The following is a 22,602-nucleotide window of genomic DNA, read 5'->3' on the forward strand; positions in this document are numbered from 1 at the left end:
AGCGCCTGTGAGATCGAGCGCCGCCCGCGCGGCGCTTCGCGGGGCAAGCCCGCTCCTACATTTGTTTCGGGCCAGTTTCTTCTGCATCCACCGGCGCGCGCCCCCTTGGTGCACGACGCGATATCGAAGGGGACAAACAAGGGTACGCGCGCCAATGGTGGCAGGAAAAATTGGCCCGAAACAAATGTAGGAGCGGGCTTGCCCCGCGAAGCGCCGCGCGGGCGGCGCTCGATCTCACAGGCGCTGAAATTCTCCTGAAATGCACCTGTCAGCCCTGATGCGATCAACAGCTCAAACAACCCTGCCCCTCAATCGACTTCCAGCCCTTTGCTCTGCCGTGCCACCCGGGCAATGAGTTACCATACCCGCCTGCGCAAAAGCCCATCATTCACGCCAAGCCCCCGGCTTGCTGACTCGACACCAACAGGTCATCCATGCGTCTGTTTCACACCTCCGACTGGCACCTTGGCCAAAGCCTGCACGGCCAGGAACGCGACTTCGAACACGCCTGCTTCCTCGACTGGCTGCTCGGCCAGCTGCACCTGCGCCAGCCGGACGCGCTGTTGATCGCCGGCGACATCTTCGACACGGTCAACCCGCCGGTCAAAGCCCAGGAGCGGCTTTACGACTTCATCGTCCAGGCCCACGAGCAGCAGCCGAAGCTGGACATCGTGATGATCGCCGGCAACCACGACTCCGGCTCGCGCATCGAGCTGCCCGCCGCGCTCATGCGCCGCCTGCGCACCCACGCGCTGGGGCGCGTGCACTGGCTCGACGAAGGCCAGCTGGATGCCGAGCGCCTGCTCATCCCGCTGACCAATGGCCGTGGCAAGGTCGCCGCCTGGTGCCTGGCCCTGCCTTTCCTGCGCCCGGCTGAAGTGACCGGCCCGCAGCTGGGCGACGACTACCTGCAAGGCATCACCCAGGTACACCAGCAGCTGATTGGCGCGGCGCAGAAGAAGCGCAAGAAAGACCAGGCGCTGATCGCCATCAGCCATGCGCACATGGCCGGTGGCGCGGTGTCCGAAGACTCCGAACGCAGCCTGATCATCGGCAATGCCGAGGCCTTGCCGGCCAAGCTGTTCGACAAGTCGATCAGCTACGTCGCGCTCGGCCACCTGCACAAGCCGCAGAAGGTCAACCGCGAAAGCCGCATCCGCTACAGCGGCTCGCCGATCCCGCTGTCGTTCGCCGAAATCAACTACCCGCACCAGGTGCTGGAAGTCGAGCTCGAAGGCAGTGAGCTGGTCAGCGTCGAGCCGCGCCCGGTGCCGCGTGCCGTGGCCCTGCAGCGGGTCGGCCCGGCGCCGCTGGGCGAGCTGCTCGAACAGCTGGCCGAGCTGCCGGTGATCGACCTGCTCGAAGACCCCAACCGTCAGCCCTGGCTGGAGGTGCGGGCCGTGCTGGACGAGCCGCAACCCGACCTGCGCCAGCAGATCGAAACGGCGCTTGAGGGCAAGGCCGTGCGGTTGGTCCGCATCAGCGCCGAATACGCCGGCCGCAACAACCGCGAAGACGATGACCTGCAATTCGTCGAACTGGCGCAAATGACCCCGCAGGACCTGTTCAGCCGCGCCTGGGAACAGGCCTACGGCAACCCCGTCGACGAGCAGGCCCTGGCCGACTTCGCCCTGCTGCTGCAGGACGTCCAGCTGGAAGAGGAACAGCCATGAAGATTCTTGCCATCCGCCTGAAGAACCTGGCATCCCTGGCCGGCCCGGTCGACATCGATTTCACCGCCGAGCCCCTGGCCAGCGCCGGCCTGTTCGCCATCACCGGGCCGACCGGCGCCGGCAAGAGCACCTTGCTCGATGCCCTGTGCCTGGCCCTGTTCGGCACCGTGCCGCGGTTGAACGACATCGGCCGTGAAGCCAAGGTGCCGGACGCCGACGGCGAAATCCCCACCTCCGACCCGCGCAACCTGCTGCGCCGCGGCACCGGCAGCGGCTTTGCCGAAGTCGATTTCGTCGGCATCGACGGCCACCGCTACCGCGCCCGCTGGGAAGCCAACCGCGCCCGCGACAAGGCCAACGGCAAGCTGCAGCTCAGCCGCCAGAGCCTGTACGACCTGGACAGCGAGCAGGTGCTGGGCAGCGGCAAGAACGAATACAAGCAACTGATCGAAGCCCGCCTGGGCCTGAATTTCGAGCAGTTCACCCGCGCGGTGATGCTGGCCCAGAGCGAGTTTGGCGCCTTCCTCAAGGCCGACGACAAAGAGCGCAGCGAGCTGCTGGAAAAGCTCACCAACACTGCCATCTACACCCGCCTCGGCCAGCGCGCGTTCAGCAAGGCGCGGGAAACCGGCGAAGCACACAAAGCCCTCAGTGACCGCGCCAGCCACCTGCTGCCGATGGCCGCCGAAGCCCGCGCCGAACTTGACCAGCAGCTGGAGCAGGCGCTGCAGCAGTTCAAGGCCGACCAGGCCGGCGAGCGCCAGCTGGAACAGCAACGCAACTGGCTGAACGAACACCGCCAGCTGCACGCCCAGCACGCCGAAGCCAGCGCCACCCTGCAAGCCGCCGAGCAAGACTGGCAGCAGCTGGCCGAGCAGCGCCTCGACCTGCAGCGTCTGGAGCGCCTGGCGCCGCAGCGCCACCAGTTCCACCGCCAGCAGATGCTCGGCGTGCAACTGGCACCGCTCGCGGCGCAGATTGCCGAGCAACAGCGCCAGCAAACCGAATTGCAGACCCGCACCGACGAGCTGGAACAGGCATTGCAGGCGGCTCGCGAAGCCTTGGCGCAAAGCCAGACCCTGCACAGCGAAAATGCCCCGCGCCTGCGTCAGGCCTTCGCCGGCCAGGACAGCCTGGCGCGGCTTGGCCAGCAACAGCTGGAGCAGCAAGCGACCTGTCAGCAAGCCGAACAGCAGGTTGCCGAAGGCCAGCAGCAACTGCAGCAAACGGAAGAAAACCAGCAGCGCAGCCAGCAGCAACTGGCCCAGATCGACACCGCCCTGGCCGAAAGCCAGCACCTGGCTGGTCTGGCCAGTGCCTGGCAGGCCTACCTGCCGCAACTCAAGCAGGTGATGCTGATCGGCGGCCGTCTGGCCAAAGGCCGCGAGGAGCTACCCGGCCTGCAGGCCCAGGCCAGCCAGGCCAATGTACAGCTGCAGACCCAGCGTGATCACTTCGAGCTGCTGTTCCGCGAAGCCAAGGCTGAACCCCAGGCCCTGGCCGAACAGATCGACCTGCTCGGCAACATGCTGCAGGACAACCGCAAACAGCACCGCGCCGTCGAGGAACTGTCGCGCCTGCACGGTCGTGAACTGGAACTGCGCCAGCAGCTCGATGCCCTGCGCGAGCGGCAGCAACAGGCCATGCAGCAACGCCAGCAACTGATCGGCGAGGGCACGGCGGCCAAAGCTGAGCTGGAAGCTGCCGAACAGGCGCTCAACCTCACCCGCCAGTTGCTGCAACGCCAGCGTCTGGCACGCAATACCAGCGTCGAAGAGCTGCGCGGCCAGTTGCGCGACGGCGAGCCCTGCCCGGTCTGCGGCAGCGCCGAACACCCGTTCCATCAACCTGAAGCCCTGTTGCAGAGCCTCGGTCGCCATGACCAGGCTGAAGAAGAAGCTGCGCAGAAACAGGTCGAAACCCTCAACGGCAAGCTGGTCGAGCTGCGCACCCAACTGGGTGTGGTCAACGCTCAGCTCAAGGATTACCAGCAGCAACAGCAGCACCTGGGCGAGCAGTTGCAACCCCTGGTGGCGCAGGTGCAAGCGCACAGCCTCTGGCCCACCCTCGCTCCGCAGGACGACAAGGCCCGCAGCATCTGGCTCGACAGCCAGCTAAGGCGCCTGGACGAAGAAATCGGCAAGGACGAGAAGCGCCAGAGTGCCCTGCTCGCCCTGCAGAAAGATGCCGCTCGCCTCAACCAGCAATTGCAGGCGGCGCAGGAAGCCCACCAGCAGGCCCAGCGCCATCTCGACCAGCAGCACCAAGCCTTGGCCAGCGATGAGCAACAGTTGGAGCAGGGTCTCAATGACCTGGCCAACGTGCTCCCTGGCGATGTCCTCAAAGCCCTTGGCGATGACCCGGCCAATGCCTTCCTGGCCCTCGACCAGCAAATTGCCCAGCGCCTGCAGCAACTGGAGCAGCGCAAGGACGAGCAGGAAGAGCAGCAGGCGCGACAGCTGCAGCTGGACAAGCTGCGCGACCAGCAACAGGCGCGCGTGCAGGCCCTTGCGCAGGCGCAGCAACAGCTCGCCGCACTCGACACGCAGCGTCAGCAGGCCCAGGCCGCGCTGGCCGAACTGCTTGGCGAACAGGCCAGCGCCGAGGCCTGGCAGCAGCACATGGAGAACCAGCTGGAGCAGGCCCGCGCCCATGATGCAGACACCGCCCAGCGCTTGCAGGAGCTGCGCACCCAAGGCGTGCAACTGGCCAGCGAGCTCAAGGCCAATATCCAGCAACAGCAGGCGCTGGAGCATGAATGCCAGCAGCTGCAAGGCGAGATCGCCCAGTGGCGCGCCGAGCATCCGGAGCTGGACGACGCCGGGCTGGACCGCCTGCTGGCCATCGACGATGCCCAGTTGAACGCGCTGCGCCAGCGCCTGCAACTTGCCGAAAAGGCCATTGAGCAAAGCCGCGTGCTGCTCCAGGAACGCGAACAGCGCCTGCAGCAACACGCTGCGCAGATGAGTGTCGAGGCTTCGGTCGAAGACCTTGAGCAAGCATTGGCCGAGCTGCGCGAGCGGCTGGCCGGCCACGAACAGCAATGCGCCGAACTGCGAGCGCAACAGGCCGACGACCAGCGCCGCCAACAGGCGAGCCAGGCGCTGGCCGGGGAAATCGAGCAGGCCTACCAGCAATGGCAACGCTGGGCACGGCTCAATGCATTGATCGGTTCGGCCTCGGGCGACGTGTTCCGCAAGATCGCCCAAGGCTACAACCTCGACCTGCTGCTGCACCACGCCAACGCCCAGCTGCGCCAGCTGGCGCGCCGCTACCGCCTCAAGCGCGGCGGCAGCGCCCTGGGCCTGCTGGTGCTGGACACCGAAATGGGCGACGAGCTGCGCTCGGTGCACTCACTGTCCGGCGGTGAGACCTTCCTGGTCTCGCTGGCGCTGGCCCTGGGCCTGGCGTCGATGGCCTCGAGCACCCTGCGCATCGAGTCGCTGTTCATCGACGAAGGGTTCGGCAGCCTTGACCCGGAGTCGCTGCAACTGGCCATGGATGCCCTCGACGGCCTGCAGGCGCAAGGCCGCAAGGTCGCGGTGATTTCCCACGTGCAGGAGATGCATGAGCGCATTCCAGTGCAGATCCAGGTGCGCCGCCAGGGCAATGGCCTGAGCGATGTGGAGGTGTGCGGGTGATCCTCTACTCATTCCGCCGCTGCCCGTGGGCGATGCGTGCGCGCCTGGCGCTGCGCTATGCCGGCTGCGCGGTGGAGATCGTCGAGGTGGCGATGAAGCACAAGCCGGCAGCACTGCTGGCCTTGTCGCCCAAGGGCACGGTGCCGGTGCTGGATATCGGTGCTGCCGTGCTGGAGGAGAGCTTGGACATCATGCGCTGGGCGCTCGAACAGCACGACCCGCAAGACTGGCGCCTGCAGGCCGACGCCTCAGCCGCGCAGCACGCCGAGGCGCTGATTGCCCGCAACGACAGCACGTTTAAACTGCAGGTGAACCTGTACAAGTACGCCGAACGCTACCCGGAGCATTCACGCGCGCACTATCGCCAGCAGGCCGAAGCCTGGCTGGCGGAGCTTGAACAGTTGCTCGAAGGCAGGCCGTACCTGCTGGCCGATCACCCAAGCCTGGTCGATGCCGCCCTGTTGCCCTTGATGCGCCAGTTTGCCGGGGTCGAACCGCAGTGGTTCGCCGAGGCGGCTTATCCGCGGGTGCGGAGCTGGCTGGAGGGATGGTTGGCTTCGGACCTGTTCAAGGCAGTGATGGCTCGGTAATACGCTTCAGGCTGCAACTCGATCCCTGTGGGAGCGGGCTTGCCCGCGAACACCTGCAAAGCCGGTGCCACACACCGCGGTGTCTGCTTCGCGGGCACGCCCGCTCCCACAGGGGCCGTGCAAGGCTTCAATCAGTGGCTGTGCTTGCCACTCAAGGCTGCATGGAAGTTGGCGCTCTGACGCAGGTACTGCTCGGTGTAGCTGTGAGTCGTGGTGGCCTTGCTGCTGTCGGCATGGGCATGGGCCGGCAGCACAACGGAGGCGGAGATGGCGGATGCGGCAATCACAGGGAAGAGATTGAAGTTCATGGTGGCTGACCTCGACGTATGGGGTTTGACGTTCAGCCGCTTGGGCCTTGGGTCAAACTTACGCCGCTGAGGTCGCCCGCAGAAATTCATTGCGCTGGTAAGCGTTATCACTGCTGTCGATAGTCTTGCAGCGAGCCTCAATCGATGAACTTGAGGTCCGAAGGCGCATCCTGAGTAAAGGTCTGCACCGTCTCGCCAAGCTTGCCGCTGCGCGGATCGCGGCGCATGACCACGATCTGGTTGCTCTTCTGGTTGGCCACCAGGAGGAAGTTGCCGCTCGGGTCCAGGGCGAACTCCCGCGGGTGGTCGCCTTCCACCGAGCGGCGCTGCAGGAAGGCCAGCTGACCATCGTCCTTGCCCACGCTGAACACCACGATCTCGTTCGCCGTGCCGCGGTTGCTGACGTACAGGAAGCGCCCGTCCGCCGACAGGTGCAGGCCACCCGAGGCCTTGGCGGCGGCGTCCTGGTGGTCGGTCAGCGGCAGGCGCTGACGCTCGAGCAAGGCATCGTCCTTGACCTCGAACATCACCACTTCACCGCTCATCTCCAGCGTCAGGTAGGCATGCCGGCCCTTGGCATCGAACAGCAGATGCCGCGGCCCGCTCCCGGGCGGCAAGTCCACCGACGCCGGGATTGCCGCGCTCAGTGGGTGATCGACGCTGGCACCGTCGTAGCGATAGATGAACACCTTGTCGGCACCCAGGTCGCAGGCATAGACATGCTGGCCATCGGGCGACAGCACCAAAGAATGTACATGGGCTCCAGCCTGGCGCTCAGGGTTGACGCCGCTGGGCTTGTGACGCAACTGCTGCACCACGTCCTTGAGCTTGCCGTCCTTGGCTACCGGGATCACCACCAGGCTGCCGCCCGGGTCGGGGGCGACGGCATAGTTGGCGACGAACAGGTAGCGCTGGTCGCGGCTCAGGCTAGCGTGGGTCGGCTCGTCGCCACGGCTGGCCACCTGATTCAGCGCCTTGATCTCGCCTTTGGCACTGACGCTGAAGCTACTGACATGGCCATTCGGCGTTTCATTGACCGTGAACAACTGGCGCTGGTCAGCCGACAGCACCAGCCACGACGGGCTGACGCTCTTGACCACCTGTTGCGGCGTCGGGTCGATCTGCCCCGTCTTGCTGTCGAACAGGTAGCGGTAGATGCCCTGGCTCTGGCCGTCTGTGTAGCTGCCCACCAGCAGTGTGGCGGCATGGGCGGTGATTGTCAGGCTCATCAGGCTAGTGGTCAGCAGGCTCGTCCAGATCCGGTTCATCGTCGTCTTCATCCGGGGCGCGAAAGGCACTCATACAGACTAGACGATGCTCGCCCTGGGCATCGTTGAGTTGCCATTCATCAGCGGCACCGACGGCGGCAGCGATCTGCTCGGGGGTGAAGGTCCAGCGACGCAGTTGGCGGCCATCGATGCACTCGATGGTCAGGCCGGCTTCGTCGCAGGTGAAGTCGAAGGCGTGCAGGCCGTCGATCAGGAGCATGTCGCAGGATGCGAGGGCGGTGGCGAGGGGGGACATGGGGATACCGATCAAAAATGAGCGGCCAGTATAACCCGAGGGCCGCATTGCGGCCCTCAGGGATACATCAATGGGCGAAGATCGATCCACCCTCCTTGCCTACCATCTTCTCCGGCTTGATCAGGAACCGCGCCAGCGCCGGTAGCAGCCACAGCGCGCCAAACATGTTCCACAGCAGCATGAAGGTCAGCATCAGCCCCATGTCGGCCTGGAACTTGATCGCCGAAAAGATCCAGGTGCACACGCCGATCGCCAGGCACAGGCCGGTGAACAGCACGGCTTTACCGGTCGAGCGCAGCGTCTGGTAATAGGCTTCCTGCAATGGCAACCCCGCACGCAGGAAGCTTTCCAGGCGGCTGTAGATGTAGATGCCGTAGTCCACGCCAATGCCCACGCCCAGGGCCACTACCGGCAACGTGGCAACCTTGACGCCGATGCCCATGAACGCCATCAGCGCATTACCCAGCACCGACGTCAGTACCAGCGGCAGGACGATGCACAGGGTCGCGGCGAACGAGCGGAAGGTGATCATGCACATCACCGCTACGCAGAGGTAGACCAGGATCAGGATGGTCAGCTCGGCCGACTTGATCACCTCGTTGGTGGCCGCCTCGATCCCCGCGTTGCCCGCCGCCAGCAGGAACTGCAAACCCTCCTTGTTGTGGCTGTCGGCAAATGCCTTGGCCACTGCGGTGACACGTTCCAGGGTCTCGGCCTTGTGATCGTTGAGGAACACCAGCACCGGCGCCAGCGAGCAGTCGGCGTTGTACAGGCCGTCGGCGCGGGCGATGGAGTTGTTGAGGATGTCCGGATTGCGCGACAGCGTCTCCCACTTCAGGCTGCCCTCGTTCATGCCCTTGATCACCTGCTTGGACACGGTCACCAGGGAGATCGCCGACTGCACGCCCGGGGTGTTCTGCATGGTCCACATCAGCTCGTCGATCGGCGCCATGGTCGAGTGGATCGAGCAGCTTTCCGCCGGGGTCTTGACCATGATCACCAGCACGTCGGAACTGGTCGAGTAGTTGCTGATGATGAAGTTGTTGTCCTGGTTGTAGCGCGAGTCAGGGCGCAACTCTGGCGCGCCCTGGTCAAGGTCGCCGATCTTCAGGTTCTGGCTGTACCACAGCCCACCGGCGAAGGCGATCAGTGCCAGGGTGATGGACACCGGCGCCACCTTGGCGCTGGCAAAGTTCGACAGCAGGCGCCAGAACGGGTGCTCGCGGGTCGCGTCCTTCTTGCTGCGCTCGATGGCTTTCTTGCTGATGCCGACGTAGGAAATCGCCACCGGCAGCAGGATCAGGTTGGTGAACACGATCACCGCCACGCCGATGGAAGCACCGATGGCCAGCTCGCGGATCACGCCGATGTCGATGATCAGCAGGGTGATGAAGCCCACGGCGTCGGCGAGGATGGCGATCATGCCCGGCAGGAACAACTGCCGGAAGGTACGCCGGGCGGCGGTCAGGGCATTGTCGGCATCACTGGACTGCAAGGCGATGCCGTTGATCTTCTGCACCCCGTGGGAAATACCAATGGCGAAGATCAGGAACGGCACCAGCATCGAGTAAGGGTCCAGGCCGAAGCCCACCGCATGCATCAGGCCCAGCTGCCAGACCACCGCCACCAGCGTGGTGATGAGCACGGCGATAGTGCTGCGAATGCACCAGGTGAACCAGTACAGCAGCACCCAGGTGATCACCAGGGCCACGCCGAAGAACATCGCCACCATCACCAGGCCGTCGATCAGGTCGCCAACCTTCTTGGCGAAGCCGATGATGTGGATCTTCACGTTGGGGTTCTGCGCCTGGAACTTGTCGCGGATCTTCTCTTCCAGCTGGTGCGAGAACTGCTGGTAATCGAGCTTGACCTGCTTGCCGGGGTCCTGCGGGTCGGGGAAGCTTTCCAGCAGCGGAATGTCGACGATGCTGGACTTGAAGTTGTTGCCCACCAGGCGCCCGACCTGGCCAGACTTGAGCACGTTGTCGCGCAGGGTGTCGAGGCTGTCCTGGGAGCCGTTGTAGGTGTTGGGGATGACTTCGCCGCCAGAGAACCCCTCCTCGGTGACCTCGCTCCAGCGCACGCTGGGGCTCCACAGCGACTTGAGGCCGGCGCGGTCGACACCGGGGATGTAGAACACCTCGTCATGGATCTGCCGCAGCGTTTCCATGTAGTCCTTGTCGAAGATGTCACCGTTGACCGCCTCGACCGAGATGCGCACGGTGTTGCCCAGGTTGGCCAGGTCGTTGCGGTGCTCCATCATCTGTTCGATGAACGGGTGCTGCAGCGGGATCATCTTCTCGAAGCTGGTCGAGGGGCGGATCTGCGTGGCCTGCCAGAACAGAAAGATGCTGACCAGCAGGCACAGGGCGATCACCACCGGCCGATTGTTGAAGATCAGCCGTTCGAGCAGCGTGGCCTTGTCCTGATGATGCGGGTGCATGGTAATGCTCTCCCTGCTGGTCATGGACGCACCTCCTGGTTAGCCGGCTCAGCACCTTCGGCGTTGGCCAGGTGCACACCACCCTGCCCCACCAGCAGCAAACCGCCATTGGCCAGGCCACTGACCCCGGCCAGGGCAATGCGGTCGCTGCGGTTGTAGACGCTGAAGGTCTGGCCATCATTGGTGCTGCGCAGCACGCTGCCACCGTTGCCCACCAGCACCAGGCTGCCATCTTCGACAAGCGTAGCGCCTGCCAGGCCGAATTCGAGCTCGCCGCGCGCGGCCTTGAGCGCGATCGGCTGCCAGCTGTCACCGAAATCGCCGGAGCGGAACAGGTTGCCACGCAGCCCGTACGCCAGCAGCGTATTCGCCTTGGCGGTGCCGATCACGCCGAACAGCGAGCCCTCGTAAGGGCCCTGGACCTTGGCCCAGGTCTGGCCGTTGTCGCCGGAACGGTACATGCTGCCCTGCTCGCCAACGATGAACAGGCCTGCGTCGCGTACCCGGGTGATGCCATTGAGGTGCAACTGGTCGGGGTTGTCCAGGCGCTCGGCGATGTCCTGCCAGTGCTGGCCGCCGTCGCTGGTTTCCAGCAGCGCGCCATAGGCGCCCACGGCAAAGCCGTGCTGGGCGTCGAGGAAGGTGACATCGAGCAAAGGCGCTTCGCGCGTCAGGTCTTCGAACTGCTTGCTCCAGGTGGCGCCGCCGTCGCTGCTGGCGAGGATCTGCGCATCGTGGCCAACCGCCCAGCCACGCTTGTCGTCGAGGAAGAACACGGCAGTGAGCAGTTGCCGGGTGGGTACCCGGGCCTGGGTCCAGGTGCTGCCCTGGTCGTCGGAGAACAGAATGTGGCCACGATCACCGACCACCACCAGGCGCTTGCCGGCATGGGCAGCGCCGATCAGCAGGCTCTGGCTGGCCTTGGCTGATTCGGTCGAGTATTCATCGGCGGCAGCGGCTTGCGCGCTGTCAGCCCACATCCCCAGTGCCAGCGCCAGCATCGCGCCGGCCGCCAATGGCCAGGCACCACGCCTGGCCTGCGTCATCACCCGCTGCTTCATGACCATCCCCTGTTGTGTTCTTCTTGGTGGGTCTGTGCTGTGAAAAGCCTGTGTTAGAGGCTTGGGGGGATCGTATCGGGGAAGGTTGCGCGATTACAACGAACGGGACGTTATGTTTTGTTAACCGCCCAAAAGCTTCGCGGGACAAGCCCGCTCCTACAGGGACTGCGTAGGAGCGGGCTTGTCCCGCGAATAGGCCAGTTCAGGCTATCGAAAACTCAAGCCAGGCTCTTGCTCACCACTTCATACACATCGCTGGACAGCTCACCGGAAGCCAGAATCCGCTCCAGCTCGCCCTTCATCAACACCTGCCGCGCATCGTCATACTTGCGCCAGCGGGTCAGCGGTGCCAGTTGACGCGAAGCAATCTGCGGGTTCAGCGCGTTCAGCTCGATCACCAGGTCCGCCAGGAAGCGATACCCCGAACCATCGGCGGCATGGAAGTTGACCAGGTTCTGCCCGGCAAAAGCACCGATCAGCGCGCGTACCTTGTTCGGGTTCTTCAGGGTGAACGCCGGATGCTGCATCAGCGCCTTGACCCGCGCCAGCCCGCCCGGCAGTGTGCTGGCGGCCTGCACGCTGAACCACTGGTCCATCACCAGCGGGTTGTCCTTGAAGTGCTCGGCGAAGCTTTCCAGGGCCTTGGCGCGCTCGGCCTCGAACGGCGAGTTGACCAGCACGGCCAGGGCGGTCAGGCGCTCGGTCATGTTGTCGCAGTGCTCGAACTGCTCCAGGGTCGCCTCCAGCACCTGCGGCTTGCCGCTCTGCATCAGGTACGACAGGGCGATGTTCTGCAGGCTGCGGCGGGCGAAGTGCTCAGCGGCGGCCACGTAGGCCGTGTTGCGCGACACCTCGCGGTGGGCCTGGTAACGCGCCCACAGGGCATCAAACAGCTGCTCGGCGATCTGCTGGCGGGCGAACTCGCGGGCGGCGTGGATGGCGTCCACGTCGGCCACCTGGCTGATCTCGGTCAGGTAGGCCTCGCCCGGCAGCGAGAGCATCTCGGCGACCATGGCGGGGTCCAGCGATTCGTTGCCCAGCACGGTGCCGAGGGCGGTGATCAGGCGCTGGTCGAGCTTGAGCGCTTCGCCACGCTGATACTGGCCGATCAGTTCCTGCAGCACCTGCACCGACAACTGCTGGCCCGCTTCCCAGCGGTTGAAGCCGTCGCTGTCGTGTTGCATGAGGAACATCAGCTGGTCGCGGTCATAGGGGAAGCTCAGCTTGACCGGCGCACTGAAACCGCGCAGCAATGAAGGCAGCGGCTTGGCGGCGACGCCCTGGAAGGTGAAGGTCTGCTCGGCTTCGGTCACCGACAGCACGCGGCTAGTGCCGGCAGCTGCGGACTCACCCACCAGTTGCAACGGCAGGTCGTTGCCGGCGGCGTCCAGCAAGCCCAGCTCCACCGGGATCACGAACGGCAGCTTCTGGGCCTTGTCCGGCGTCTGCGGGCAGCTCTGGCGGAAAGTCAGGCTGTAGGTCTGCGCGGCGGCATCATAAGCCTCGCTGACGTCCAGGCGCGGGGTACCGGCCTGGCTGTACCAGCGCTTGAACTGGGTAAGATCGACGCCGTTGGCGTCTTCCATGGCCTTGATGAAATCGTCGGTGGTCACCGCCTGGCCATCATGGCGCTCGAAGTACAGGTCGCTGCCCTTGCGGAAGCCCTCGGCGCCCAGCAGGGTGCGGACCATGCGCACCACTTCGGCGCCCTTTTCATACACGGTCAGGGTGTAGAAGTTGGAGATCTCGATGAAGCTGTCCGGGCGCACCGGGTGAGCCATGGGGCCGGCGTCTTCGGCGAACTGGTGGGTGCGCAGGTAGGCGACGTCCTCAATGCGCTTGACCGTACGCGAGTTCATGTCGGCGCTGAACTCGGCATCGCGGAACACCGTGAAGCCTTCCTTGAGCGACAGCTGGAACCAGTCGCGGCAAGTCACGCGGTTGCCCGACCAGTTGTGGAAGTACTCATGGGCGACCACGCCCTCGACGCGCTGGTGGGCGGCATCGGTGGCGGTTTCGGCGCGGGCCAGCACGCAGCTCGAGTTGAAGATGTTCAGGCCCTTGTTTTCCATGGCGCCCATGTTGAAATCGTTGACCGCGACGATCATGAAGATGTCCAGGTCGTACTCGCGACCGTAGACTTCTTCATCCCAGCGCATGGACTTCTTCAGGCTGACCATGGCGTGGTCGCACTTGTCGATGTTCTCGGGTTCGACGTAGATGCGCAGGGTCACGTCGCGGCCGGACTGGCGGACGAAGTTGTCTTCGACGCACCACAGGTCACCGGCCACCAGCGCGAACAGGTAGGCCGGCTTCATGAACGGGTCTTCCCAGGTCGCCCAGTGGCGGCCGTCTTCTGCCGGCCCGCTGCCGATCGGGTTGCCGTTGCTCAGCAGCACCGGGTAGCGATGCTGCTCGGCGATCACCGTGGTGGTGAAGGTGCTCATCACGTCCGGGCGGTCGAGGTAATAGGTGATCTTGCGGAAGCCCTCGGCCTCGCACTGGGTGCAGAACATCTTGCCGGACTTGTACAGACCTTCCAGCGCGGTGTTGCTCTCCGGGTGGATCTTCACGCTGGTGTCGAGGGTGAAGCGTTCGGCCTTGGGGTAAACAGTCAGGCTGTCGGCGTCGACCTGATAGTCGCCTGCCTGCAGCTCCTGGTCGTCCAGCGAGGCGCGCAGCAGCTCCAGCTGCTGGCCGTCCAGTTCCAGCGGCGGCAGGCCGGCACCGCGTGCCGGGTTGCGGCGCATGACCAGTTGCGCGTGGACCAGGGTGTGGTCCTCGAACAGCTCGAAGGTCAGGTGCGTCTCGTCGATCAGGTACTCGGGCGCCTGGTAATCCTTGAGGTAGATCACTTGCGGTTGTTCGGTACGCATGTGCAGGTCCTTTTTACTGGAGCACGGCCAACTGGTAGGCCGTGTACTTGCGAATATTGATCACGCCGGTGTCGAAGATCAGGTACTGGCCCTTGATACCCAGCAGCGTGCCTTCGACCACCGGGTCCTTGTCGAGGTTGAAGCTGACGATCTTTTTCGGGTAGGCCTCGACCGGGTAGCGTATCTGCACCACTTCGGCGTCGGTCAGCGGCTGGATCGCCTGCAGGCCGAAGCGGCCCTGCAGCTCGCGCAGGCCGTCGGCACAGGCTTCGAAGATCTGTTCGCGGACGGCCGGCAGGTCGAGTACTTCGGCGTCGCCCTTGAGCAGCGTGCGCCAGTTGGTGCGGTCCGGTACCTGGCTGCGCAGGATGTCTTCGACCAGGCCCGATTGCTGGCGGGTGGCCACGCGCAGGATCGGCAGCGCCTGGCTGGCGCCCTGGTCGAGCCAGCGGGTGGGGAGCTGGGTGGCACGGGTGATGCCGACCTTGATCCCCGACGAGTTGGCCAGGTACACCACGTGGTCGGTCATGCAGAACTGTTCACCCCACGACGGCTCGCGGCAGGTGCCGGCGTCGTAGTGGCATCTTTCCGGGGCCATGATGCACACGTCGCACTGGGCCAGCTTGGTCATGCACGGGTAGCAGTAACCCTGGCTGAAGCTGGTCTTGGTGCGCTTGCCGCAATGGCTGCAGTGAATGGCGCCGAGGTATTCCAGGCGCAGGCGCTGGCCGATCAGCGGGTTGACCGGCACCTGGGTGTCATCCAGGCGGAAGCTGTATTGCACCACCGGTGCCTGCAGGCTGACCGCCATCTTGCTCAAAGAGCCACGAGCGAGTTCGATCAATGTACCGAGTCCGACTTGAACAGAATGTTGGCGATGGGTGCCGACTTCGACGCGCATTCCTGCGGGCCCATGTAGCCGGTACGCTGCTCTTCGGGCAGATTTTTCATCTCCCAGGCAATCACCGCCTGCAGCGACAGTTCTTTCTGCTCGGCAGTGAGCTTGCGCCCGTCCGACCATTTGCCGATTTCCACGGCCAGTTTCAGGCTCTCGTAGATTTCCGGGGTAATGTTTTCGATCATTTGCGCGAAAGTGGACATAGTGTCTCCTGATTCAAGCCGACAGTTTACGCCGGGCCAGCGCCCCGCCCAAGAGCCCGGTCAGGCATCCGATGAGCAGCCCGCCGACGTGGGCGGCATTGGCGATCTGGCCGAAGCCGAGCTGGCCGACCACGCCGGTCAGGCAGATCACCAGCCAGATCAGCATCATCACCAGCACGCCCTTGGGCAGGTTGAAGTGAGGGTTGGGCGCCAGCCACTGGTACAGCCAGACGTGACCGAGCAAGCCGTAGAGCACGCCGGAGAGGCCGCCGAACAGGCTCGGGCCACTGGTGTAATGCTGGGCCAGGTTGGACACCAGGCTGAACAGCAGGGTCAGGCCCAGCAGCAGCCAGGGGCCCTGGCGCAGCTCGATGCGTTTGCCCAGTTCCCAGTACCACAGGCCGTTCATGGCCAGGTGCAGCACGCCGAAATGCAGCAGCATGGGCGACACCAGCCGCCACCACTGGCCTTCGGCGAGGCCTTGGGCGAATGGGGTGAAATGCAGGTAGTCGCCCTGGACGCGGAAGTCGAGAAAGGTGAACCAGCTGATGGCATTGAGGTTGTCGCCGAGGCTGGTGAGGCCGGCAACGATCATGCAGAGGACCAGTACGGTGGCGGTGACTTTGCAGGCTTTGGCCTGGTCGGCCAGGGAGGGCTGTGTGGGGGCCATCGCAGATAAATCCGCTCCCACATCGGCGTTGCCGTCGGGGAAGCGCTGATACAGCTCGCGCACGTCGGCAACCAGGGTGTCGGGGGCCCAGAGCACTTGCTCCTCGCCCTCCTCGCTGACCCGGTGCGGTACCTGCAGGCGCTGCAACAGATGGACAAAGCCGCTGAGGTCGACCGACAGCGGCAGGCGCATCACTTCGATAATGTTCATTGGTTGGCCTGTGGGCGTTCGACGTCGACCCAGACGAACTTGTGCGGGTCGATGCGGGTTTCATCATCCAGCCGGTAGGCCGCCAGCTTGCCGTACAGCACCGCGCTGTAGTCCAGGCAAGCCAGGTTGGCGCGGATCGGCGCCGGGCGGCCGCTGCGCCAGTAGTGGCCAACAAACAGCATGGGTTCGTCCTCGGCGTAACGCAGCAGGGCATTTTTTTCGGTGTGGCTGAGTGGCGTGCGGGCTACGTCCTCGGGCAGCGCATCAGGCTGGAAGACGATGTCGCCGTAGGTCTGCGGGTCTTCTTCCCAGAACTTGGTGCGGAAAAAGGCGCGGGTCAGGCCGTCGCCACCGGTCAGGGTCAGGCCATCCGGCAGGCGCATGTCGGTGCCGCGCAGCAGGCGGTTGCACACGGTGGCGGCGAAGCTGCCAGACACCGCCGAGGCCTGGATGAAGTGTTCATCGATACGCCCGCCCGGGTACTGCTGGCGCAGCGGCTCGATCAGCCGTGGGTCCCAGCAGGCATGCACCAGACGGAAGCGCCCGGCGTCGACGAACAGCGGCAGGTCGTAGAACCACTGGACGAAGTCGTGCCAGTCGCCAGGGTGGTGGGCGAACTGGGTCAGGGTTTCATCGATCAGCCGGGCGTGGCGCGGGGTGTGTTCGCGCACGAACGTCTTGCCGCTGCCTGGCAGTGCCGGGGTGACCCAGCCCAGGGCGTTGTATTCGTGGTTGCCCATGATGCAGAACGCCTGGCCGGCCTCGACCATGTCATGCACGATGTGCAGCGCCTCGCGAATGCGCGGGCCACGGTCGACGATGTCGCCAAGGAACAGGGCCTGGCGCCGAGGGTGACGCCAGACGCCGCCGACGCGTTTGTAGCCAAGGGCGTCGAGCAGGCGTTCGAGGGTCAGTGCACAGCCGTGCACGTCGCCGATGATGTCGAAACTGCGCGCCGGATCGAGCATCAGTCGTCCCTGCCTCCCAGGCGGCTGCCCCAGCCGAGTTTGGTGCGACACACCTCATAGTAGTTGTGGTCGAGCGGGTGGATCAGGCGCAGCTTCTGCGGCTTCTTGCTCACCGTGATGGTGTCGCCCGGGGCGCAGGTGAAGTGGTTCTGGCCGTCGCAGGACACCTGCGGGTAAATCTGCAGGTCCTTGGACACCACGATCTTCAGCTCGCTGTTGCCGTCGACCACGATCGGCCGCCCCGAGAGGGTGTGCGGGTACATCGGCACGATGACGATGGCGTCGAGCTTGGGGTGCATGATCGGGCCGCCGGCCGACAGCGCGTAGGCGGTGGAACCGGTCGGGGTGGCGACGATCAGGCCGTCGGCCTTCTGGCTGCAGACGAACTGGCCGTCGATGTAAATCTCGAACTCGATCATTCGCGTCGACTTGCCCGGGTGCAGGACCACATCGTTGAGCGCGTCGCCCTGGCCGATGGCCTCATGATGGCGGCGCACCTCGGCCTGCAGCAGGAAGCGGTTTTCCACCAGATAGTGACCGTCGAGCACCTCGGCGACTTTCTGCTCCAGCTCGTCCGGGCGGATGTCGGTGAGGAAGCCCAGGTTGCCGCGGTTGATACCCAGCACCGGCACATTGTGCCGGGCCAGGGCGCGGGCGGCGCCGAGCAGGCTGCCGTCGCCACCGACCACGATGACCAGGTCGCAGACCTCGCCAAGCAGTTTGCGCGTGGAGGTTTGCAGGCCGTGGCCGGGCAGCACTTCGGCGATGGTGTCCTCGAGGATCACGTGCAGGTGGCGCTCGAGGAGAAATTTTTTCAGTCGGCGAATGGTGTCGAGCACCTGCGAGCTGCCAAGGCGGCCGATGATACCGATATTGCGAAATTGCTCCATGGGGCTCCTGCGAGGCTCTGCGGCGGGGTGACGATGTCGCGATTATGGGCGAAACGACCGGGCAGCGGCAAACCGGCTATGCTCGCAACATGATGCCATTTGCCGAGCTTTATGAGCTGCCCCGCCGCTTGCGCCGCCCTGCCGTGCGCGACCTGGCCTGGACCCTGCTGTCGCCCGCGCTGCTGAGCGCCCCGCCCTGCCCCCAGCGCCATCCGCTGGCGGGCAGTGCCTGGGCGGGCGATCCGCAGCGCTTGCACGACTGGCTGCACGCACTGGATGCCGATGACCTGCCCCTGCGCAACTGGTTGGCAACGATCACCAGCCGGCGCCTGGGGCTGTATTACGAAGGTCTGTGGCAGTTCGCCCTGAAACAGGCGCCTGGGGTGGAGCTGCTGGCGTCCAACCTGGCGATTCGCACGCGGGGACGGACCCTGGGCGAGCTGGATATTCTGTTGCGCGATGGCGAAGGCACTCATCATCTGGAGCTGGCCATAAAGCTTTACCTTGGGCCAACCCAAGACGACGGACACGACCCGGCGCACTGGCTCGGGCCTGGGTGCCACGATCGCCTCGGAACCAAACTGGCACACTTGGCCGGGCATCAGTTGCCTATGTCGGCAGAGGCGCAGAGTCGCGAAGCGTTGGCCGCTGTAGGGGTCGATCAGGTGCAGGCGCACCTGTGGCTGGGCGGCTATCTGTTCTATCCGTGGCCAGAGCACGCCGAGCCGCCTGCGGGTGCCAACCCTCGGCATTTGCGCGGGCGCTGGATACGACGGCAGAACTGGGCAGCGACGGCAGACGAACACTGGCAACCGCTGCCGCGGCATGCCTGGCTAGCACCGGCACGGGCAGAGCAAGAGGCATGCTGGACCCTGGCACAGTTCGAGGCCTGGCTGGCGCAGTTGGACGAGCACGCACCCGCGCAGTTGCTGGTCAGGCTGGAGCCGGATGGCGAAGGGGCCTGGCAAGAAGTCGAGCGCGTGTTTCTGGTGGCGGACAGTTGGCCAAATTTGCCAGACAACAGAATTTTCACAGATCCAGCGCAAAGATTTGTTTCAAATAGCCATTAGAGTGCTATCTGAGCGCCAGCAAGAGCGCCATTCCGACCTGATGACGAGGACCGATCATGGTTTCATCCACCCCTGCGCCCCACTACGCACGCCTTTCCATCGCCCTGCATTGGCTGATGTTGCTATTGCTGGCGGCCGTGTACGCCTGTATCGAATTTCGCGGCCTGTTCCCCAAGGACAGCGCCGAACGCAACCTGATGAAGGACCTGCACTTCATGCTCGGCCTGAGTGTGTTCGTGCTGGTCTGGCTGCGCCTGGCCGTGCGCCTGAGCCGTCCGACCCCGCCAATCGTGCCCAAGCCACCCGCCTGGCAGACCGGCCTTGCGCACCTGGTGCACCTGGCGCTGTACCTGTTGATGATCGGCCTGCCTGTGGCCGGTTGGCTGATCCTCAGCGCCGCCGACAAGCCGGTACCGTTTTTCGGCCTGGAACTGCCGCACCTGATCGGCCCGGACCCGGACCAGGCCAAATTCATCAAGGGCTGGCATGAGCGGGTTGCAACCTGGGGTTACTGGCTGATCGGCGTGCATGCGCTGGCCGGGCTGTACCACCACTACGTGCAGCGCGACAACACGCTGCTGCGCATGCTGCCCTACAAGTAACCGCGCCGGCCCTGCAGGCCGCCAGTGTGCAGGAAGATCAGGCGGGTACCGGGCGCGAGCAGCCCGGCCTCGGCCTGATCGCGCAGGGCCAGCAAGGCCTTGCCGGTGTACAGGGCTTCCAGCGGCACGCCACTGTGCCGCTCGCTCTCGGCGACGAAAGCCAGCAGGTCATCATCGAACTTCCCGAAGCCACCTCGGCAAGCATCGTGCAGTTGGTAGCCCTGTGAGCCAGCCAATCCAGCGACTGTCGCCGGCACGCCGTGATCCATCGGCACCGCCAGGGCAGCATGCACCGCGTGTTCCCCTGCCTCGGCAAGTACCAGACCAGCCGCTGTCGTACCGGTACCTGCAGCCAGCCACCAGGCGTCATAGCCCGACCATCCCAGCGCCGACAGTTGCGAACGGGCCTGCTCGACGATCAGCGCACAGCCTTCGGCACCCGCCACCCCGCCACCGCCCTCGGGAATGCAATGCCAGCCCCGATAACGGGCCTGCCAAGGCTCCCAGAAGCCCGGGTCATGGCGTGCCCGATAGCCACCGTAACCCAGCCAGTGCAACTCCATGCCCATGGCTTGCAGGTCGCGCACCGTGGGCGTGTCTTGCGGGTGGCCACGCAGCAGGCCGGCGGTGGCGAAGCCGAAACGTTTGCCGGCGGCAGCCAGGGCGTGCAGGTGGTTGGAATGGTTGCCGCCCAGGCTGATCAGGCCGGGGGCACCAGACTGATGGGCTTGCTGAAGGTGATGGCGGAGCTTGAACCACTTGTTGCCGCTGATCAGGGGGTCGATCAGGTCCAGGCGCAGGATAGCTAATTCGATCTTGGCGTTCGCCAGCCAAGGCAGATCCAGGATCTGTAGAGGCGCTTGAGGTAAGTTCAAGTACATGGAGCGGAGTTTATCAGTGAATGCCATGGGGCCGCTAAAGCGGCCCCGCCGATCTCAGAGTTCAGCGGCCAAGCGCGACCCTTGGTTGATCGCGCGCTTGGCATCCAGCTCGGCCGCCACATCGGCCCCGCCGATCAGGTGCACTGACTGCCCTGCCGCGACCAGCCCTTCATGCAGCTCGCGAAGCGGCTCTTGCCCGGCGCAGATCACCACATTGTCCACTGCCAGCAGCTGCGGCTCGCCGTCACCCACGCGAATGTGCAGGCCGGCGTCATCGATCTGCAGGTACTCGACGCTGTTGAGCATCTGCACCTGCTTGTTCTTCAGCCCGGTACGGTGAATCCAGCCGGTGGTCTTGCCCAGCCCGTCGCCGACCTTGGATTTCTTGCGCTGCAACAGGTACACCTGCCGCGCTGGCGCATGCGGCTCGGCCTTGATCCCGGCAACACCACCACGCGCCTGAAGCTGCGTATCGATCCCCCACTCTTTCCAGAACGCCTCACGGTCCTGGCTGCTGGCCACGCCCTGATGCACCAGGTACTCGGACACGTCGAAACCAATGCCGCCCGCACCAATCACCGCGACCGAATTGCCCACGGGTTTGCGTTCAAGCAGCACGTCCAGGTAGCTGAGCACCTTGGCATGCTCGACACCCGGGATGGCCGGGGTACGTGGCGCGATACCGGTGGCGAGGATGATGTCGTCGTAACCACCGCCTACCAGCGCCTGCACATCGACCCGGGTATTCAGGCGCAGGTCAACACCAGTGCTTTTCACCTTGTTGCGGAAATAGCGCAGGGTCTCGTGGAACTCCTCCTTGCCCGGCACCCGTTTGGCCACGTTGAACTGCCCGCCAATTTCGGCAGCGGAATCGAACAATGTCACCTCATGACCACGCTCGGCTGCCACGGTCGCTGCTGCCAGGCCTGCAGGGCCGGCGCCGACCACGGCGATGCGCTTGACGGCGCGTACCGGCAGGTAATTAAGCTCGGTCTCGTGGCAAGCTCGCGGGTTGACCAGGCAACTGGTGAGCTTGCCACCGAAGGTGTGGTCCAGGCAGGCCTGGTTGCAACCGATGCAGGTGTTGATTTCGTCGGCACGGCCTTCGGCCGCCTTGTTGACGAAATCAGCGTCGGCGAGGAACGGCCGGGCCATGGAGACCATGTCGGCATCGCCCTCGGCCAGCACCGCCTCGGCCACTTCCGGGGTATTGATGCGGTTGGTGGTGATCAGCGGGATGTTCACCACGCCACGTAGCTTGGCGGTGACCTTGCTGAATGCCGCACGCGGCACTTTGGTGGCGATGGTCGGGATCCGCGCCTCGTGCCAGCCAATGCCGGTATTGATCAGCGTCGCGCCGGCCTGCTCGATGGCCTTGGCCAACAGTTCGATTTCGTCCCAGGTGCTGCCGCCCTCGACCAGGTCGAGCATCGACAGGCGGAAAATGATGATGAAGTTCGGCCCGACTGCATCACGCACACGGGTGACGATCTGCACCGCCAGGCGCATGCGGTTCTCGTAGCTGCCGCCCCAGCGGTCGGTGCGGTGGTTGGTGTGGGCAGCGAGGAACTGGTTGATGAAGTATCCTTCCGAGCCCATGATCTCGACGCCATCGTAGCCCGCGCGTTGGGCCAGTGCGGCGCAATTGACGAAGTCGGCGATCTGCTTCTCGATACCCGCCTCGTCCAGTTCCTTGGGCTTGAACGGGTTGATCGGTGCCTGGATCGCGCTAGGCGCTACCTGGCGCGGGCTGTAGGCGTAGCGCCCGGCATGCAGGATCTGCAGGCAGATCTTGCCACCAGCGGCATGCACGGCATCGGTGACGATGCGGTGCTTGTCTGCTTCTTCCTCGGTGCTGAGCTTGGCAGCCCCGGAGTACACCCCACCTTCATCGTTCGGCGCAATGCCGCCTGTAACCATCAGGCCGACACCACCCCGGGCACGCTCGGCAAAATAGGCCGCCATGCGCTCGAAACCGCCCGGGCGTTCCTCGAGGCCGGTGTGCATCGAGCCCATCAGGGTGCGGTTGCGCAAGGTGGTGAAGCCCAGATCGAGCGGGGCCAGCAAATGCGGGTAGCGGTCGGCAGCCATGGA

General features: G+C 64.8%; 18 protein-coding genes. 5 read left to right on the plus strand and 13 right to left on the minus strand.

The features are described from left to right. Positions 1-434: 434 nt before the first annotated feature. Genes APH28_RS06335 through APH28_RS06345 form a run of 3 tightly spaced genes read left to right on the plus strand, consistent with a single transcriptional unit; the run spans position 435 to position 5,904 of the window. Positions 435-1,673 carry an exonuclease SbcCD subunit D C-terminal domain-containing protein gene (locus tag APH28_RS06335; protein ID WP_060508123.1) on the plus strand — a complete coding sequence of 413 codons (1,239 nt, stop codon included), beginning with the start codon at positions 435-437 and terminating at the stop codon, positions 1,671-1,673. Then, a complete protein-coding gene (locus tag APH28_RS06340; protein ID WP_060508124.1) occupies positions 1,670-5,314 on the plus strand; it encodes an AAA family ATPase in 3,645 nt (1,214 codons plus the stop codon). Before APH28_RS06335 ends, APH28_RS06340 begins: the two co-directional genes overlap by 4 nt. After that, positions 5,311-5,904 (plus strand): glutathione S-transferase, encoded by a 594-nt coding sequence (locus tag APH28_RS06345; RefSeq protein WP_060508125.1) that lies wholly within the window; start codon positions 5,311-5,313, stop codon positions 5,902-5,904. Before APH28_RS06340 ends, APH28_RS06345 begins: the two co-directional genes overlap by 4 nt. Positions 5,905-6,035: 131 nt before the next feature. On the opposite strand, the gene APH28_RS28835 is transcribed toward APH28_RS06345, so the two are convergent. From APH28_RS28835 to APH28_RS06395, 11 genes are all read right to left on the minus strand, one after another. Beyond that, positions 6,036-6,212: a hypothetical protein gene (locus APH28_RS28835; protein ID WP_177334226.1), complete on the minus strand. Its 177-nt coding sequence runs from the start codon at positions 6,210-6,212 to the stop codon at positions 6,036-6,038. A gap of 137 nt (positions 6,213-6,349) precedes the next feature. Beyond that, positions 6,350-7,480, minus strand: coding sequence for a lactonase family protein (locus APH28_RS06350; RefSeq protein ID WP_177334227.1), 1,131 nt, complete (start codon positions 7,478-7,480; stop codon positions 6,350-6,352). Then, positions 7,446-7,736 (minus strand): DUF5629 family protein, encoded by a 291-nt coding sequence (locus APH28_RS06355; RefSeq protein ID WP_060508172.1) that lies wholly within the window; start codon positions 7,734-7,736, stop codon positions 7,446-7,448. The genes APH28_RS06350 and APH28_RS06355 overlap by 35 nt, the downstream gene beginning before the upstream one ends. A gap of 67 nt (positions 7,737-7,803) precedes the next feature. After that, the gene (locus tag APH28_RS06360; RefSeq protein WP_060508173.1) at positions 7,804-10,179 is read right to left on the minus strand and encodes an RND family transporter; all 2,376 of its coding nucleotides are present in this window, start codon (positions 10,177-10,179) and stop codon (positions 7,804-7,806) included. 20 nt (positions 10,180-10,199) lie between these two features. Then, positions 10,200-11,225, minus strand: coding sequence for a WD40/YVTN/BNR-like repeat-containing protein (locus tag APH28_RS06365; RefSeq protein WP_371263067.1), 1,026 nt, complete (start codon positions 11,223-11,225; stop codon positions 10,200-10,202). 233 nt (positions 11,226-11,458) lie between these two features. Beyond that, positions 11,459-14,116: an aminopeptidase N gene (gene pepN, locus APH28_RS06370; protein WP_060508127.1), complete on the minus strand. Its 2,658-nt coding sequence runs from the start codon at positions 14,114-14,116 to the stop codon at positions 11,459-11,461. Between the two features lie 13 nt (positions 14,117-14,129). Further along, the gene (locus tag APH28_RS06375; protein ID WP_060508128.1) at positions 14,130-14,960 is read right to left on the minus strand and encodes a DUF2797 domain-containing protein; all 831 of its coding nucleotides are present in this window, start codon (positions 14,958-14,960) and stop codon (positions 14,130-14,132) included. Next, the gene (locus APH28_RS06380) at positions 14,957-15,217 is read right to left on the minus strand and encodes a YeaC family protein (RefSeq protein ID WP_016485539.1); all 261 of its coding nucleotides are present in this window, start codon (positions 15,215-15,217) and stop codon (positions 14,957-14,959) included. The genes APH28_RS06375 and APH28_RS06380 overlap by 4 nt, the downstream gene beginning before the upstream one ends. 13 nt (positions 15,218-15,230) lie before the next feature. After that, positions 15,231-16,097 (minus strand): rhomboid family intramembrane serine protease, encoded by an 867-nt coding sequence (locus APH28_RS06385; RefSeq protein ID WP_060508129.1) that lies wholly within the window; start codon positions 16,095-16,097, stop codon positions 15,231-15,233. Next, positions 16,094-17,065 carry a metallophosphoesterase gene (locus APH28_RS06390; protein WP_060508130.1) on the minus strand — a complete coding sequence of 324 codons (972 nt, stop codon included), beginning with the start codon at positions 17,063-17,065 and terminating at the stop codon, positions 16,094-16,096. The genes APH28_RS06385 and APH28_RS06390 overlap by 4 nt, the downstream gene beginning before the upstream one ends. Next, positions 17,065-17,955, minus strand: coding sequence for an NAD(+) kinase (locus tag APH28_RS06395; RefSeq protein WP_027919132.1), 891 nt, complete (start codon positions 17,953-17,955; stop codon positions 17,065-17,067). The genes APH28_RS06390 and APH28_RS06395 overlap by 1 nt, the downstream gene beginning before the upstream one ends. A gap of 44 nt (positions 17,956-17,999) precedes the next feature. Between APH28_RS06395 and APH28_RS06400 the strand changes: the two genes are divergently transcribed. Then, entirely contained in the window at positions 18,000-19,025 is a 1,026-nt protein-coding gene (locus APH28_RS06400; RefSeq protein WP_060508131.1) for a DUF1853 family protein, read from the plus strand. Between the two features lie 56 nt (positions 19,026-19,081). Next, complete coding sequence (gene cybB, locus APH28_RS06405) at positions 19,082-19,627, plus strand: cytochrome b561 (protein WP_060508132.1); 546 nt, start codon at positions 19,082-19,084, stop codon at positions 19,625-19,627. On the opposite strand, the gene APH28_RS06410 is transcribed toward cybB, so the two are convergent. After that, positions 19,618-20,508, minus strand: coding sequence for a 1-aminocyclopropane-1-carboxylate deaminase/D-cysteine desulfhydrase (locus APH28_RS06410; RefSeq protein ID WP_060508133.1), 891 nt, complete (start codon positions 20,506-20,508; stop codon positions 19,618-19,620). The two genes, cybB and APH28_RS06410, sit on opposite strands and share 10 nt — an antisense overlap. A 54-nt stretch (positions 20,509-20,562) precedes the next feature. Further along, the gene (locus APH28_RS06415; protein ID WP_060508134.1) at positions 20,563-22,599 is read right to left on the minus strand and encodes an NADPH-dependent 2,4-dienoyl-CoA reductase; all 2,037 of its coding nucleotides are present in this window, start codon (positions 22,597-22,599) and stop codon (positions 20,563-20,565) included. Positions 22,600-22,602 lie beyond the last annotated feature (3 nt).

Source organism: Pseudomonas sp. NBRC 111124 (genome assembly GCF_001320245.1).
Classification (GTDB): domain Bacteria; phylum Pseudomonadota; class Gammaproteobacteria; order Pseudomonadales; family Pseudomonadaceae; genus Aquipseudomonas.

Excerpts from the sequence above, each read along its gene's own strand:
- APH28_RS06355 (WP_060508172.1), bottom strand. The coding sequence starts at position 7,736 with ATGTCCCCCCTCGCCACCGCCCTCGCATCCTGCGACATGCTCCTGATC.
- APH28_RS06340 (WP_060508124.1), top strand. The coding sequence starts at position 1,670 with ATGAAGATTCTTGCCATCCGCCTGAAGAACCTGGCATCCCTGGCCGGC.
- APH28_RS06415 (WP_060508134.1), bottom strand. The coding sequence starts at position 22,599 with ATGGCTGCCGACCGCTACCCGCATTTGCTGGCCCCGCTCGATCTGGGC.
- APH28_RS06380 (WP_016485539.1), bottom strand. The coding sequence starts at position 15,217 with ATGTCCACTTTCGCGCAAATGATCGAAAACATTACCCCGGAAATCTAC.
- pepN (WP_060508127.1), bottom strand. The coding sequence starts at position 14,116 with ATGCGTACCGAACAACCGCAAGTGATCTACCTCAAGGATTACCAGGCG.
- APH28_RS06350 (WP_177334227.1), bottom strand. The coding sequence starts at position 7,480 with ATGAACCGGATCTGGACGAGCCTGCTGACCACTAGCCTGATGAGCCTG.
- APH28_RS06410 (WP_060508133.1), bottom strand. The coding sequence starts at position 20,508 with ATGTACTTGAACTTACCTCAAGCGCCTCTACAGATCCTGGATCTGCCT.
- APH28_RS06390 (WP_060508130.1), bottom strand. The coding sequence starts at position 17,065 with ATGCTCGATCCGGCGCGCAGTTTCGACATCATCGGCGACGTGCACGGC.
- APH28_RS06385 (WP_060508129.1), bottom strand. The coding sequence starts at position 16,097 with ATGAACATTATCGAAGTGATGCGCCTGCCGCTGTCGGTCGACCTCAGC.
- APH28_RS28835 (WP_177334226.1), bottom strand. The coding sequence starts at position 6,212 with ATGAACTTCAATCTCTTCCCTGTGATTGCCGCATCCGCCATCTCCGCC.
- APH28_RS06395 (WP_027919132.1), bottom strand. The coding sequence starts at position 17,955 with ATGGAGCAATTTCGCAATATCGGTATCATCGGCCGCCTTGGCAGCTCG.
- APH28_RS06400 (WP_060508131.1), top strand. The coding sequence starts at position 18,000 with ATGGGCGAAACGACCGGGCAGCGGCAAACCGGCTATGCTCGCAACATG.
- APH28_RS06365 (WP_371263067.1), bottom strand. The coding sequence starts at position 11,225 with ATGACGCAGGCCAGGCGTGGTGCCTGGCCATTGGCGGCCGGCGCGATG.
- APH28_RS06335 (WP_060508123.1), top strand. The coding sequence starts at position 435 with ATGCGTCTGTTTCACACCTCCGACTGGCACCTTGGCCAAAGCCTGCAC.
- cybB (WP_060508132.1), top strand. The coding sequence starts at position 19,082 with ATGGTTTCATCCACCCCTGCGCCCCACTACGCACGCCTTTCCATCGCC.
- APH28_RS06360 (WP_060508173.1), bottom strand. The coding sequence starts at position 10,179 with ATGCACCCGCATCATCAGGACAAGGCCACGCTGCTCGAACGGCTGATC.